This is a genomic window from Sutcliffiella halmapala, from assembly GCF_050107295.1.
Taxonomy (GTDB): Bacteria; Bacillota; Bacilli; order Bacillales; family Bacillaceae_I; genus Sutcliffiella_A; species Sutcliffiella_A halmapala_A.
Genome location: NZ_JBNIKR010000010.1, coordinates 107,177 through 121,853 on the forward strand (window position 1 = coordinate 107,177; position 14,677 = coordinate 121,853).

Annotated in this window: 17 protein-coding genes; 14 read left to right on the forward strand and 3 right to left on the reverse strand. The window is 42.2% G+C overall.

What is annotated here, in order from left to right; genetic code table 11:
* Positions 1-76: 76 nt before the first annotated feature.
* Positions 77-883, reverse strand: coding sequence for a Cof-type HAD-IIB family hydrolase (locus ACQCT5_RS16695; RefSeq protein WP_499643299.1), 807 nt, complete (start codon positions 881-883; stop codon positions 77-79).
* A 132-nt stretch (positions 884-1,015) separates the two neighbouring features.
* Here ACQCT5_RS16695 and ACQCT5_RS16700 point away from each other — a divergent pair, with 132 nt between their 5' ends.
* The 5 genes from ACQCT5_RS16700 to clpB all read left to right on the forward strand — a co-directional run bounded on the left by ACQCT5_RS16700 (position 1,016) and on the right by clpB (position 5,514).
* Positions 1,016-1,816 carry a prolyl oligopeptidase family serine peptidase gene (locus tag ACQCT5_RS16700; protein WP_499643301.1) on the forward strand — a complete coding sequence of 267 codons (801 nt, stop codon included), beginning with the start codon at positions 1,016-1,018 and terminating at the stop codon, positions 1,814-1,816.
* A 15-nt stretch (positions 1,817-1,831) separates the two neighbouring features.
* Complete coding sequence (locus ACQCT5_RS16705; protein ID WP_499643303.1) at positions 1,832-2,143, forward strand: metal-sulfur cluster assembly factor; 312 nt, start codon at positions 1,832-1,834, stop codon at positions 2,141-2,143.
* Between the two features lie 33 nt (positions 2,144-2,176).
* Positions 2,177-2,515, forward strand: coding sequence for a DsrE family protein (locus tag ACQCT5_RS16710; protein ID WP_499643305.1), 339 nt, complete (start codon positions 2,177-2,179; stop codon positions 2,513-2,515).
* Positions 2,516-2,651: 136 nt separating this feature from the next.
* The gene (locus ACQCT5_RS16715) at positions 2,652-2,831 is read left to right on the forward strand and encodes a YjzC family protein (protein ID WP_386641589.1); all 180 of its coding nucleotides are present in this window, start codon (positions 2,652-2,654) and stop codon (positions 2,829-2,831) included.
* Between the two features lie 97 nt (positions 2,832-2,928).
* Complete coding sequence (gene clpB / locus ACQCT5_RS16720; protein WP_499643308.1) at positions 2,929-5,514, forward strand: ATP-dependent chaperone ClpB; 2,586 nt, start codon at positions 2,929-2,931, stop codon at positions 5,512-5,514.
* A gap of 249 nt (positions 5,515-5,763) precedes the next feature.
* On the opposite strand, the gene ACQCT5_RS16725 is transcribed toward clpB, so the two are convergent.
* Positions 5,764-5,946, reverse strand: coding sequence for a YjzD family protein (locus ACQCT5_RS16725; RefSeq protein WP_204416588.1), 183 nt, complete (start codon positions 5,944-5,946; stop codon positions 5,764-5,766).
* A 170-nt stretch (positions 5,947-6,116) separates the two neighbouring features.
* On the opposite strand from ACQCT5_RS16725, the gene ACQCT5_RS16730 reads away from it, so the two are divergent.
* From ACQCT5_RS16730 to ACQCT5_RS16750, 5 genes are all read left to right on the forward strand, one after another.
* Positions 6,117-6,242, forward strand: coding sequence for a hypothetical protein (locus ACQCT5_RS16730; RefSeq protein ID WP_386641598.1), 126 nt, complete (start codon positions 6,117-6,119; stop codon positions 6,240-6,242).
* A 424-nt stretch (positions 6,243-6,666) separates the two neighbouring features.
* Complete coding sequence (locus tag ACQCT5_RS16735; RefSeq protein ID WP_499643311.1) at positions 6,667-7,404, forward strand: alpha/beta fold hydrolase; 738 nt, start codon at positions 6,667-6,669, stop codon at positions 7,402-7,404.
* Between the two features lie 88 nt (positions 7,405-7,492).
* Entirely contained in the window at positions 7,493-8,281 is a 789-nt protein-coding gene (locus tag ACQCT5_RS16740) for a hypothetical protein (RefSeq protein WP_499643313.1), read from the forward strand.
* A gap of 125 nt (positions 8,282-8,406) precedes the next feature.
* The gene (locus tag ACQCT5_RS16745; RefSeq protein WP_499643315.1) at positions 8,407-9,375 is read left to right on the forward strand and encodes a BMP family ABC transporter substrate-binding protein; all 969 of its coding nucleotides are present in this window, start codon (positions 8,407-8,409) and stop codon (positions 9,373-9,375) included.
* Positions 9,376-9,564, forward strand: a complete 189-nt coding sequence (locus tag ACQCT5_RS16750) for a ComZ family protein (RefSeq protein WP_499643317.1) — start codon at positions 9,376-9,378, stop codon at positions 9,562-9,564.
* A gap of 42 nt (positions 9,565-9,606) precedes the next feature.
* On the opposite strand, the gene ACQCT5_RS16755 is transcribed toward ACQCT5_RS16750, so the two are convergent.
* The gene (locus ACQCT5_RS16755; RefSeq protein ID WP_499643319.1) at positions 9,607-9,855 is read right to left on the reverse strand and encodes a hypothetical protein; all 249 of its coding nucleotides are present in this window, start codon (positions 9,853-9,855) and stop codon (positions 9,607-9,609) included.
* A gap of 259 nt (positions 9,856-10,114) precedes the next feature.
* Between ACQCT5_RS16755 and ACQCT5_RS16760 the strand changes: the two genes are divergently transcribed.
* From ACQCT5_RS16760 to ACQCT5_RS16775, 4 genes are all read left to right on the forward strand, one after another.
* Complete coding sequence (locus ACQCT5_RS16760; protein ID WP_499643321.1) at positions 10,115-11,047, forward strand: beta-ketoacyl-ACP synthase III; 933 nt, start codon at positions 10,115-10,117, stop codon at positions 11,045-11,047.
* A 40-nt stretch (positions 11,048-11,087) separates the two neighbouring features.
* Positions 11,088-12,329 carry a beta-ketoacyl-ACP synthase II gene (fabF, locus tag ACQCT5_RS16765; protein WP_499643323.1) on the forward strand — a complete coding sequence of 414 codons (1,242 nt, stop codon included), beginning with the start codon at positions 11,088-11,090 and terminating at the stop codon, positions 12,327-12,329.
* Between the two features lie 148 nt (positions 12,330-12,477).
* Positions 12,478-13,260 carry a DUF2268 domain-containing putative Zn-dependent protease gene (locus ACQCT5_RS16770; RefSeq protein WP_499643325.1) on the forward strand — a complete coding sequence of 261 codons (783 nt, stop codon included), beginning with the start codon at positions 12,478-12,480 and terminating at the stop codon, positions 13,258-13,260.
* A gap of 439 nt (positions 13,261-13,699) precedes the next feature.
* The gene (locus tag ACQCT5_RS16775; protein ID WP_499643327.1) at positions 13,700-14,677 is read left to right on the forward strand and encodes an ABC transporter ATP-binding protein; all 978 of its coding nucleotides are present in this window, start codon (positions 13,700-13,702) and stop codon (positions 14,675-14,677) included.

Sequence of the window (14,677 nt, forward strand, 5' to 3'; positions counted from 1 at the left end):
TCATATAGGACAACAAGCGTCCACTATATAGTGTGAGACAATCGGGCAAATTTATTTGGACAAATAATTGGCAGGACTATAGCTTCAGGTATTTTTCGAGAAACACTGCTATGCCATCCTCCTGATTGGAAAGGGTTGTTTCCTTTGCTTTCCCTTTAAGGCCGTCAATCGCATTTCCCATTGCAACCCCCATGCCGGCGAATTCAATCATTTCATAGTCATTGTCCTCATCACCGAAAGCAATGATGTTATTCTTGGGAATATTATAATAGTCGGATATCCGTTTCAGTCCCACCGCTTTACTCATACCGGTACGCACAATTTCAATGACATGCCACGGCGCAGCCCAGCGTCGGTGGTCAATCACTTCTGCGTGGACCTCTGTCAGGTAAGTTCTGATTTTTGCTACTTCACTTTCACTTGCGTGGATCAAAATACATGTAGGATCCTTTTTCAGTACCTGACGCAGATCTCCGGTTTCCATTTTGGGATCACCAAAGCCGAAAATGTCCAACAGCTTTTCATCATGAAAGTGAAAATAAACATCATCGATCACTTCCGCCAGGATATTATGTATTTGATATTTTTCACTGACTTCAATGATTTCCTTTACGGTTGAAAGGTCAAGAGGCTCATGGAATACACCCCATTCATCATTTCCGGGAAAATGCACAAAGGCACCGTTAAAATTGACAATGGGAGTGGTCAGTCCCAATTCTTCATAGTACATGGAGCTTGCACGATAGGGGCGACCTGTAGCGATGACCACTTCATGGCCCTGTTCACGCGCCTTTTGAAGGGCGAGTTTATTGCGGGCTGATATTTTTTTATCGTCGGTTAATAATGTTCCATCTAAATCGACTGCTATTAAATGTTTTTCCAAAGAGATCAAACTCCTTTTAAAGTTTCCTGTTCAAACTTTCCTATTCCAAGTGTAACCTTTTTCAATTTTAACTGTCTACATGTTACACTTATTAAATACATGATAAGTTGGATCCTTAGGGGGGAAAGTAAATTGATACATGTTAACAAAGGGAAGACAGGAGCAGTTTCTTTTTTACATATATATGAAGACTTAGCTGTGGATGCGCCGAAACCGACCGTCATCTTTTACCATGGCTTTAAAAGTGCCAAAGAAAACAATCTGCACTATGCCTATCTGTTGGCGGAAAAGGGCTTCCGTGTCATTTTGCCGGATTGTATCCATCATGGTGATCGCGATAGTGGTCTATCTTCTCTTGAATTGACTCAATCCTTCTGGGAGGTTGTCATCCAGTCCATTCATGAACTGGAATTACTGAAAAATCATTTGATAAACGAGCGCTTGTCCTTGGAAGATGAAATTGGTGTAGCAGGTACCTCCATGGGGGCAATCATTACCTTCGGGGCATTGAAAAGATATTCTTGGATTAAAGCGGCAGTAAGCTTGATGGGTTGTCCAAGCTATCAGGAATTTGCCAAGTGGAAAATCGATCAAGTGATAGAAATGGGCTTTACATTGCCTTTTGATGAAGAGCAGATAAAGCACTATCTGAATAAACTCGCAGCGTATGATCTGTCGCAGGAACCTGAAAAAATGAATGAACGTCCGGTCCTGTGCTGGCACGGCTCACAGGATCAGGAAGTACCCTCTGAACCTGTAATAGGGTTTGTAAAAACTTTAAGAGGTTATTATAAGAATAAACCGGAGAATATCAGCCTGATTATAGATGAGCAAGCAGAACATAAGGTGTCCCGAAAAGGTGTTCTTGCTGCAGTGGATTGGTTTGCCGCTCATATGGGAAGCACGATAGGAAGCCAATTGCAAAATAAATAGTGGAGGAGCTTTTTGATGAACGAACAATTGAAAGATAAAATTATGGAAGCGCTGGAAGAAGTGGAAGATCCTGAGCTTGGCGTAGACATCGTCAATTTGGGACTTGTCTATGATGTAGAAATGGATGAACAGCAAAATGTATTGATAACGATGACTCTAACCTCCATCGGATGTCCCCTTGCAGGTGAAATTGTTGAACAAGTAAAAAATAAGCTATCACCAATGGAAGAAGTCAATGAAGTGGATGTAAACATCACCTTTAATCCGCCTTGGGGCAAAGAGAGAATGTCACGTCTTGCGAAAATCGCTTTGAATGTGACTGATTAATCTACATAAAAAATTGGAGAGGGAGGATCAAGCATGAAAAACAAAGTAATCCTAGTCAGTTCCAATCAGTTGGGCAAAGGGGACGAGCCCCTTGGGGAAGGCGTTCTCGAAACTTTTTTCACCCTTATTAAACAAAGAGATGAAAAGCCGGAAGCCATTTTTCTGATGAATACAGGGGTGTATACCCTTACGGAGCAATCCCTTGTTTCCGTACATTTAAAGGAGATCCATGAATCTGGTGTTCCTGTCTATGCATGTAAAACATGTGTCGACCACTACAAGGTGGAAGCGCAGTTAATAAGTGGGGAAATCAGTGGAATGTCTCATTTTATTGAACTGGCAGCGGAATATGAAGTCCTGACCATCGCCTAAAATCCCTCCCCCTCTAAATGGATTGATGACATGAAAATCTGGACTTTGGGAAAAATAGAAACGAGATAGGTTATCTCATGTAACCCCATTTACCTGAAGTGAATAGACATGGCTCTTTTTATAGGAGGGAATCGGAATGGGACAAAATCATCAATTCAGACCTGGACAGAAAGCGCCGAACAATGGAATATACTTGGAAATAGGCGAAACGGGAAGTATGGTGAAAAACCCGCAGAAAATCAATCTTAAAGCGGGGGATACTTTTCCAGAGACTGCCAATCATAACCGACTGTGGGCTAAAAAGCGTAGACCATAGGATAAAACGTCACCTTTCTTGCAGAGGTGGCGTTTTTTGGATTATAATAAAAAACAAAAAGGTCAAAAAAGGTCAAACCGAGGGTAGGTGTTGAAAAATGGACATTCAAAGCATGACGACCAAACTGCAGGAAGCGATTATCCAGGCAAAGGATTTGGCGACAAGCATGAATCACCAGCAAATGGAGTCTGAGCACGTGTTACTTGCTTTGCTGCAACAGGAAGATGGGTTAGGGAAAAGAATTCTCTCAAAATTAAACATAGATGTTCCTTTGTTAATAACGGAAATAAAAAATCTATTGAAGAGCAGACCTGAAATAAGCGGAACCTCAGACGTTTATATAGGTAAAAGCTTGCAAAAGGTATTTCAGAAGGCGGAAGAGTGGAAAGGAAAATGGCAGGATGAGTATCTGTCAGTCGAACATATCCTATTGGGGCTATTCGATCCAGCAATCCACCCTTTACAATGGCAGGAACTCTCTAGAAAATTTTCAGTTACGGCAGCAGAGCTGGAGAAAGTGATTTTAGAAATAAGGGGGAACCAAAAAGTGACATCACAAGAACCGGAAAATACATATGAGGCATTAAAGAAATATGGCAGAGATCTAATTGAGGAGGTAAAAGCGGGTAAGCTTGATCCGGTTATAGGCCGCGATCAGGAAATTCGCAGGGTCATCAGGATACTTTCCAGAAAAACCAAAAACAATCCTGTACTGATCGGTGAGCCTGGAGTTGGGAAAACAGCCATAGTGGAAGGCTTGGCTCAACGAATTGTCAGAAGGGATGTACCAGATGGTCTGAAGGATAAAACGATTTTCTCTCTCGATTTGAGTTCCTTGGTCGCTGGAGCCAAGTACCGCGGGGAATTCGAGGAAAGATTGAAGGCGGTGCTTTCGGAAATCAAAAAAAGTGATGGTAAAATCCTCCTGTTCATTGATGAGCTCCATACCATTGTCGGAGCCGGAAAAACGGAAGGTGCCATGGATGCAGGGAATATGCTCAAGCCGATGCTTGCACGTGGAGAGTTGCATTGTATTGGTGCCACGACATTGAATGAGCATCGTCAATACATTGAAAAGGATCCAGCATTGGAGCGCCGTTTTCAGCAGGTCCTTGTGGAAGAGCCTACTGTAGAGGATACTATATCGATTTTACGGGGACTTAAGGAGCGATTTGAAATCCACCACGGGGTTAATATCCATGATCGGGCAATAGTGTCGGCTGCCGTACTTTCCGACCGCTATATCTCCGAACGTTTTTTACCGGATAAAGCCATTGATCTTGTTGATGAAGCATGTGCCATGATCCGGACAGAAATCGACTCAATGCCATCTGAACTTGATGAAGTGACAAGAAAGGTGATGCAGCTTGAGATCGAGGAGGCGGCTCTTAAAAAAGAAAAGGACCAGGCGAGCTTGGATAGGCTGCAGCTTCTGCAAAAGGAGTTGGCGAATTTGAAGGAAAGGTCGTCCGGAATGATAATGCAATGGCAGCAGGAGAAGGATGCCATTCAGCATGTAAGGCAAAAGCGTGAAGAATTGGAAAAGGCGAAAAGAGATCTGGAAGCGGCGGAAAGCAATTATGACTTGAATAAAGCGGCAGAACTCCGCCACGGGAAGATACCTGCTCTTGAAAAGGAACTGATACAGATTGAAGGACAGGCGAAGTCGGAAAAAGGGGCACATTCCCTGCTTAGAGAAGAAGTGACAGAGGATGAAATAGCAGGGATAGTGGCCAAATGGACCGGAATCCCAGTTACGAAGCTAGTGGAGGGAGAACGTGAAAAGCTCTTGAAGCTCGAGGATATTCTTCATGAACGGGTAGTTGGCCAGGAAGAAGCGGTACAGCTTGTTTCAGAAGCTGTCCTTCGTGCAAGGGCGGGGATTAAAGACCCGAACCGTCCGATCGGTTCCTTTATTTTTCTCGGTCCGACAGGTGTTGGGAAAACCGAATTGGCAAAATCATTGGCACAGTCCTTGTTTGACGATGAGAGCCATATCATCCGGATGGACATGTCCGAGTATATGGAAAAGCATGCTGTTTCCAGGCTTATCGGGGCACCTCCCGGATATGTCGGCTATGACGAAGGCGGCCAGCTGACTGAAGCAGTGAGGAGAAAACCGTATTCGGTCGTACTGCTCGATGAAATAGAAAAGGCTCATCCTGATGTTTTCAATATCCTTCTGCAGCTCTTGGACGAAGGAAGGATAACCGATTCCCAAGGTAAAACGGTTGATTTTAAAAATACTGTCATCATTATGACTTCCAACATAGGGTCGCATTTTCTTCTTGAGGGGGAGATTACGGAAGAAACGAAGGATAGGGTGCTACAGCAATTGAAGGCTCATTTCCGACCGGAATTATTGAACCGGATCGATGATACCGTCATCTTCTCCCCGCTATCCAAAAATGATATCGGGCTGATAGTGGAAAAGCTGATCAATGAATTGCAAAAGAGGCTCGAAAGCAAGCACCTTCAACTTAAGATTACCGAGGAAGCAAAAAGGCATATCGCTGACCGTGCCTTTGATCCAGTATTCGGTGCACGTCCGCTGAAGCGTTTTATCCAGAAACATATCGAAACGCTGATTGCAAAAGAAATCATCAAAGGGTCCATCCAGGATTTTCAAGAAATTATTATCGACCTCCAAGCAGGAAAATTGGAAATCGCGGCAAATAATTAATTTAGATAGGCTCTTTTCGAAAGATTGTTGTTCTAAAGATAGGGCTAGGCTAAAGATAAGATGTCAACATTAAACACCCTGTTGGTCTTCGTTCCAGGCATTCGCTTTCCGCGGGCTCCCATCCGTCCACGCGGAAAGCAAGTGTCCGTAGCGGAAATGAACGGCTACATTTTAATGTGTACATTTTTCTAAAAAAAAAAGAAAAAAGAACTTGTCCCAGAAGGCCAAGTTCTTTTTCAATCGTGATTATCAGTGTTTTTCAACAGGCTCGTTTGGCAGCGCTTCCCCAATTAACATAACAATTACGGAAAAGACGATAGCAACAGTTGAAGCTAACATGTAATTATATGTATCACCTACCATGTTTGCAACAACATATGAAAGCATGTTTATCAGAAGAAGTGACCAGAAAACAGTCCAGAATACTCGCATCTTGACTTCCCCTCCATTCTCTTTTGATAGATAAAGCATTAAATATGTTTGTTCAACACCTTAAGAAGCCAGGTGCCAAGCTTTTGTGTATCCATCGGATATTTTACCACAACCAGCGCATATAATAAATGTAAAATGTTTAAGCTTGTAAAAAAAGGGGTTGAATATTTATGAATAGTGAAGAAAAGATGCAGGAGCTTGAAATGCTCCTATCCCAGGAACAGAGCAATTTGACTGAGCTAGGAATAGAAACCTTGCATAGGCTTAAGCAAGAGCTTCAATATGGGTCTGAATGAAAAAGGGAAGATCAAGCTAATCTTTCCCTTTTTATTTTTAGGTTCATGCCGTTTCTCCCAATTGTGTTTGTGAGAATGCATTTCTTTTTTGTCTCTGTAAAAGAAGATTGTTGATTATTAAGAATCTAGCTGTTGATTGGAGCAATAGGCGAAGACTCCTCGAAAATGCGAGCATTTTCTTCGTGCGATGTATTGCTGCCGCAGCCTTCCTTGTCCTGCGGGAGGTAGCGTTTAGAGGAGACCCCACAGGCGCAGCCGAGGAGGCTCTCGCAAGCCCCTTGGGTCGCTGTGCCTAGTGCGGAAATCAATAGCGGTGTTTAATAGTGCTTTTTAGTAAAATTAAGCCTTTTGCCTTTAACAGAGCAGGATTCTTTTACATAGCATATTCTATACAAGTTTGTAATCCGGAGGCAGGGTGAGGAATATGGAAGAAAATCAACGCTTTTTTCAAATGGGCGGACAATGGAATGCCGTTCATGTGCCGGAAAAACCAAATGGCTTTGGTGTATTGATAATCGGTGATACAAATCACTTCGTTGATGATCATAACAGCCTATGGATCCAGCATATCGGAAGAAAACGCATCATAGATGAGATTGTAAGAGCTGGATATACCGTTTTCTACTCCAATTTATATGGGATGCACTGGGGAAGTTCGAGATCCGTCCTGCTTGCAAGGCAGCTGTATCATATTATTCAAAAGCAGGAAATTTTGAATGATAAGATTCATATTCTGGCTGAAGGAATGGGAGCGCTGACTGGACTTCAATTGGCGGGAATCTTGAAAGAGCAGATCCGATCGATCGCACTTATCAATCCTTGCATTAATCTCAGCGCCCAAATGGAACAGGAAAAGGATAGGAAGTTCTTTTATAAAAAGCTGCAAAAGGAGCTGGCCATGGCATACGATATTTCTGTGGATGAGCTCAAGAACTTTACTGACTTCCCGGCATTGGAGCAACTGCTGATTTCACTGCCAGTGAAAATTTGGCAAACAACCACCAATATCAGCTATGACCCAAACCTTCATTGTAAAAGATACGAAGAACTCAGACAAAAAAGCGGGTTTCCGATTACAGTCACCTATCATCTGGTGGAAAAGCGTTATGCATATGGAGGTTCCATTTGCCAATTCTTCAAAAAATTTGAACAGCATTTATAGAAAGTCCCTATCCGATTATCCATTGATAGGGACTATTATTATGGTCAAATGCATACGATACAGTATTAAACATTGGTTGGAGTGAAGCATGATGAAAAATGCAATAGTCGCTGGGGCCACAAGTTTTGTCGGCTTCTCACTATGTAAGAAGCTGATAAGTAGAGAAGTGGAAGTGTACGGGATGGAACTTCAAGAAAAGAAGTTTGACCTTGAGGAAGATAAACTGATGGAAATTGGTCGGAATGCCTTCTTTCATTTTCAAGGTAAAGTAAATAAGGGTCACTTAAATGGCAGTGAGAAATTTGATGCTGCCTATTTTTTTCTAGAGGCTGAGGACCTGTACGAAAGGGAATATCTCGAGAAGTTCACCTATTTGTCAAATCTATCGCGAAAGGTGTACTTAGTTGCTCCCCACAACGTGGCCCAAAGAGGGAAACTCCTGCAAAAGCATCTGGAGGACTTGCAACCAACATTGGTGGTTCATCCTGCTTTGTTTGGTCCGTGGCAGCCGGATAAGGAACCGATTCAAAGAAAAATATTGGATGAATTGACAGGAAAGCCAACAAGCGACAAACTGGAAATGGAAAACCAGGATATTCTCTTTGTTGAAGATATTACAGAAGTGCTGATAAGTCTTGCTGAAAAAGAAAATGACACGCAGAACCGAACTGTCCGCTTGGCTAATAAAGACAAAAAAGCCTTGGAGCTTCTTGCTCATGAATTAGATATTTCCCTTAAGGATACAGAAGTAAAGCCAGATGATGAATGGTATAAGGGGGCAGAGGTAATCTATGTGGAAGCTTCGTTAAATATTACAGAAGCATTGGCAATCCAGAGGAATCATGCAGCCAAGAGACTGAAAATCGATAGTCCTTAAAGGAATGCATAACAATTAACTGAAATTTAACTTTTCCTTTCGCATCCCGAGAGGTACAATATAAGAGTATTAAAAATCAGCAAGTACATGGGAGTTTTTTCCGGGAACTAAGGTGGTGCTTCATCATGAAAAAGCCGATATGGTTCATTCTTCTTGTTTTTCTCTTTTTATCTGCATGTGGACAACCTGATACCGAAACAAAGCTTCAGAAGGTGGGACTACTCGTACCTGACTCCATTGATGATCAAGTGTGGGGAACCAAGGGGTATAAAGGCCTTTTAAGGATACAGTCGGAATTTGGTGTGGATGTCTTCTATGAAGAAGGAATACATAAGGAAGAGGAAATCATCAAAGCAGTAAAAAAGTTTGATAATGAAGGAATCAATCTCATATTCGGTCATGGCAGTGAATATGCAAAAGTTTTCAGTGAAATAGGGGACGAGTATCCAGACATTCACTTTGTTTGTTTTAATTCAGATGTAAGTGGGGATAATGTTACAAGTCTGAATTTCAAAGCAAATGCAATGGGATTTTTCGGTGGTATGGTTGCTGGAAAGATGTCGCAATCCAATAATATAGGAATCATTGCAGCTTTTGAATGGCAGCCGGAAGTAAACGGTTTTTTTGAAGGTGTCCTTTATGAAAATCCGGATGCAACGGTCTACATAGAATATACACAGGACTGGAATGATCCAGAACTGGCCAATTCCAAGCTTGAAAAAATGCTGGCTAGTGGTGTGGACATTGTCTATCCTGCCGGTGACGGATTCAATGTTCCCGTTATCAACACATTAAAGGATAGAGGGCTTTTTGCCATTGGATTTGTATCCGATCAATCGGATTTAGGGGAGAATACTGTATTGACAAGTACCGTTCAGCACGTCCCCGCCCTATATGAATTGGTGGCAAAGCGTTTTCTGGCTGGGGAGCTCGAGCCGGGCAACAGCTATTTCGACTTTGAAGATGGCGTCATTTCCCTGGGCACTTTCAGTCCACTTGTCAGCGAGGAGTATCAAGAGGACATACTGGAGCATATCACGAATTATAATGAAACAGGCTTATTACCTAATCAGACAGAAAGTGGGAAAGAATAAATGGAACAGGATAGAACGATGCAATACATGGCAATCGCCATGAAATATTTACCCGAAGCCAAACAGATGCTGGATGAAACAGGACTGACACTTGAACCCCAGCACATCCAACCGTTAATATCCTTGCTTACAAAAGTGATGGACGATGCTTATGAGCTTGGAAAAGAGAATGCTTTAGATATCGAATAATAAGAAGGGATGCCCTAAGATGAAATTTAGGGCATCCTTTTTTTATTTCTTCTTAAAGTAATCGATGATTGGGGAAAACTCTTTAAGCATCGGTTTTAATTTATTGACCGATTCCATGATGGAGTCGACCTGCTCAATCAACGCGTAATAGTCTTCACCGAATTTCTTCTGATTGCTTTCTTCGGGTTGCTCTGCCGGCTTTTCACTTTTTCTGGGTTGACCGAACATCAATCTTGTAAAAGGGTCGGCATCCACATGCTCCTTTTCTTTGTAAGCCTGATCCTCACTCATTTTAGTCACCTCATTACCTTTCTGGGTTGTCAAAATAGTGTATGCATCCCCTAAAAAAAAGCTTGGGCATTTGCCTTGTTACACGGTTGGGAAGTGAAAATGGGACAAGTATATATTGTCAAGAAGCCAATTATAAGTTAAAATTAGTACCAAGTCATAATAATTGATAATAAAAACGTCCTTTTTTTGTGTGGAGCATGAGTGGACGCACCATCACAGTATTTTTAGCCATAATAAAAGAGAGTTAGGTGTTATATCAATGAATGCAGGGATAGTTGGAATCGGAAGATATGTACCTGAAAAGGTACTGACAAATGCTGATTTGGAAAAGATGGTAGATACAACGGACGAATGGATAAAAACGAGAACAGGAATAGAGGAAAGAAGAATAGCAAGTGATGAAGTGGATACTTCCGATATGGCTTTTTTCGCTGCTGAAAAAGCGCTGAAGGATGCAGGAATAACCGCAGAAGAAGTGGAAATGATTATCGTGGCAACAGTGACGCCGGATAACCCCTTCCCTTCAGTTGCATGTATGATCCAGGAGAGGCTTGGTGCAAAAAAAGCCAACGCATTTGATATCAGCGCTGCTTGTGCAGGATTCATGTATGGCATCATTACAGCCAAACAATTTGTGGAAGCTGGAACCTATAAAAATGTATTGGTGGTAGGTGTGGAAAAGCTATCCAAAATCGTGGACTGGGAAGATCGCAACACAGCAGTGCTTTTCGGGGATGGAGCCGGAGCAGCGGTCATTTCGCCAGTATCCGAAGGTAGAGGTATCCTCTCGTTTGAACTTGGCGCAGATGGAACAGGTGCGAAACATCTTTACCAGGATGAAACCATCATCATGAACGGCCGTGAGGTATTTAAATTTGCTGTCCGCCAAATGGGGGAATCATCTGTAAATGTATTAGAGAAGGCCGGGTTGACGAGAGAGGATGTCGATTTCCTCATTCCTCACCAAGCAAACATCCGAATCATGGAGGCGGCCAGGGAACGTCTGGGGCTGCCGGAAGAAAAAATGTCAATGACGATTAATAAATACGGCAACACTTCTGCTGCATCCATCCCGATTTCCATTGTGGAAGAGCTGGAAAACGGTAAAATCAAAGACGACGACCTGATAGTTATGGTAGGATTTGGTGGAGGATTGACGTGGGGTGCCATTGCAATCAGATGGGGAAGATAATGAACATAATTGGACATGATGTTGGAAGGAGTATATTCTAATGCAAAAAAGAAGAGTAGTAGTAACAGGTCTTGGTGCGGTGACACCAATAGGAAAAGATGTTAATGAGGCTTGGGAAAATGCAATCAAGGGTGTTTCAGGGGTAGGACCATTAACACGTGTGGACAGCGAAAAATTCCCTGCGAAGGTCGCTGCGGAAATCACTGACTTCCAGCCTGAAGATTATATGGATAAAAAAGAAGCGCGCAAAATGGACCGTTTTACACAATACGCCATTGCGGCTTCCCTCATGGCAGTAAAGGATGCAAACTTGACGATAACGGAAGAAATCGCACCTAGGGTCGGCGTATGGGTTGGTTCAGGGATAGGTGGTATGGAGACATTCGAACAGCAGTATAAGACATTCTTGGAAAAAGGCGCACGCCGCGTCAGTCCATTCTTTGTCCCGATGATGATTCCTGACATGGCTACAGGCCAGATATCCATTGCCTTAGGCGCAAAGGGTGTAAACTCATGTACGGTAACAGCTTGTGCGACAGGTACAAATTCCATAGGTGATGCATTTAAGGTAATTCAGCGTGGGGATGCGGATGTGATGATTTCCGGTGGGACAGAGGCTCCCTTGACAGAAATGTCTTTTGCCGGCTTCAGTTCCGCAAAGGCGCTCTCCTTAAATCCTGATCCGAAAACAGCAAGCAGACCATTCGATTTAAATCGTGACGGCTTTGTAATGGGAGAGGGAGCAGGAATCCTGGTACTTGAAGATCTCGAGCATGCCCTTGCACGAGGCGCCCGGATATATGCAGAAATCGTAGGATATGGGGCAACTGGTGACGCTCACCACATTACAGCACCAGCTCCAGGCGGAGAAGGCGGCGTCCGTGCGATGAGAATGGCTATAAACGATGCAGGTCTCAAGCCTGAAGAAATCGACTACATCAATGCCCACGGTACAAGTACCGAATACAATGATAAATTTGAAACATTGGCGATCAAGGAAGTAATGGGAGAGCATGCGAAGAACGTTGCAATAAGCTCCACTAAATCCATGACTGGCCATCTGCTTGGAGCGGCAGGTGGAGTGGAAGCGATTTTCACGATCAAAGCGATCGAGAACTCCATCATCCCTCCAACCATCAACCTTGAAACACCGGACCCTGAATGCGATCTGGACTATGTTCCAAACGAAGCACGCAACAAAGAGGTCAAGGCAGCAATGAGTAACTCACTGGGCTTTGGCGGACATAACGCTACGATAGTATTCAAGAAATACGAAAACTAATCAATATATTGGAAGCACCAGACCCCAAATCAGGTCTGGTGCTTTCTTTTTGTTTAAATGAAGGCAGGTTGGAATAGTCCTTCACCATCTCACCAAATTCCCCTCCCAAACATACAATGGGAAAAAGTGAAGAAAAGGGCTGTAGAAAATGAGCATAATTCATACGGATCGATGGTTGGAAGAAGATTACCATCAACCCTTGAACATTTCCAAAAAACTTTTGAAATACTTTGAGGATGTTACAGAACGAGAACTATACGAATATCTGATCATGCATGGAATGTACAGACCAGTCGAAAATGGAAAAGAAACAGTGGAGAAGCTGATCCAGCTTGATTGCTGGAATGTAGTACTAAAAGAATGGAAGCGATTGAAGAAAATGTGGAATGGTCCGGACATACCAATCTTCATTTTTCCCTCTGATGAACTTAATCCCCAGATAAAAAGGGACTTTAAAGGAAAATCAGGAGTAGCCTTCAAGGATAAGCTTTTTCTGTTTCTTCCACAGGATATTGAACACAATGAACTCAAGGCCCTTTTTACACATGAATATAACCATATCTGCGTATTGGCCAACAATCGGAAAAAGGATGATCACTATACCCTGGTGGATTCGGTATTAATAGAGGGATTAGCGGAGAGTGCAGTAAAATACAGTTTGGGAGACAGATATACAGCAAATTGGACGAAGTACTATTCGGATAAAGAACTGAATAATTTCTTGGAGAGATATATAGTGCCTAATAAAGATCTGATAAAAAAAGAAAGAGAGCACATGAAAATTTTATATGGAAAAGGGTTCTATCCCAAAATGGTTGGATATTGTGTAGGATATTACTTGATCCAGCGACTATTGGATGAAAAAAAATGGACCTACCCAACCGTGATGAAGAACAGTCTCTCTGATGTTCGAAAACTATTAGAGATATAATTCTTTGAGGAATAGTGTAAAAATATCAAAAATATTAAAAAACTAGCAAAAAAAGCTAGTTTTTTTGCATTTTTTTGTATATAATCAGTTTTTGTAGAAGATTGTTATTAGTCCCAATTAAAAAAATTTTTAGTTAATTTTCAAAATTAGCTTGATTCTGTAACGAAACTGTAATAATATACAAACAGACGATAATTATTTTCCGATAATTTAGTTTTTACAGAATAATATCAAGCTAATATTGAAGCAATCCTGTAATAAATAGCATGGAAAGCCTACAAAAAAGATTCAATATATCAGGCAAAAGATTGTTAGTTTAATAATTTTGTAATATTTGCGTTAAAAATTAACCGAATATTTTTAACAATGAATTTACAAAGTAGATTACTGTAGCATCAACAGACCATGCATCGAAAGAGAAAAGGATGGTGAAGGCTAAATGTCAGCTTTATTGGAAGTGAGAAACCTACAGACTCACTTTTTTAGAAAAAAGCAAGCTATTCCAGCAGTTGACGGTGTAGATATCTCCATTAAGAAAGGAGAGACTGTCGCACTGGTTGGTGAATCCGGATCAGGTAAATCGATTACCTCCCTATCTATTATGGGCCTGGTACCAAGCCCAGGAGGAAAGATAGTAGGCGGAGAAATATTGTTTGATGGAAAAGATCTAACAAAGCTTACCGAGAGTCAGCTCTGTAAGGTACGCGGAAATGAAATTTCAATGATTTTCCAGGAACCGATGACTTCCCTGAATCCCGTACTGACTATCGGGGAACAGATTACCGAAGTATTAATGCTTCATCAAAAAATGTCTAAAACAGCTGCAGTGAAGAAAGCGATTGAAATGCTTGAACTCGTTGGATTCTCAAGAGCGGCGCAAATTATAAATGATTATCCGCATCGACTTTCCGGTGGGATGAGACAAAGGGTAATGGTCGCAATGGCGATGAGCTGTAATCCAAAGCTGCTCATTGCAGACGAGCCTACAACAGCTTTGGATGTAACAATCCAAGCGCAGATCCTTGACCTCATGAAAGACCTTAGCCATAAATTCGATACTAGTATCCTATTGATAACACATGACCTTGGTGTTGTGTCAGAAATAGCTGATAGAGTCGTAGTTATGTATTGCGGTCAGGTAGTAGAGGAAGCTTCCGTAGATGACCTGTTCGATGAACCTTTGCACCCATATACAGTAGGATTGATGAATTCGATCCCAAGTATCGAGGCGGATATTTCAAGGCTTGAGTCCATTCAAGGGAATGTTCCACCACCGACGAATCTGCCGCCAGGCTGCCGTTTTGCACCACGTTGCCCACAAGCGTTTGACCGCTGCTTCAATGAAGTGCCGACGCTTGAAAAGAAAGAAGGGAATCGTTCAGTACGATGCTTCTTGTATGAAGGGAAGGAGGCATAA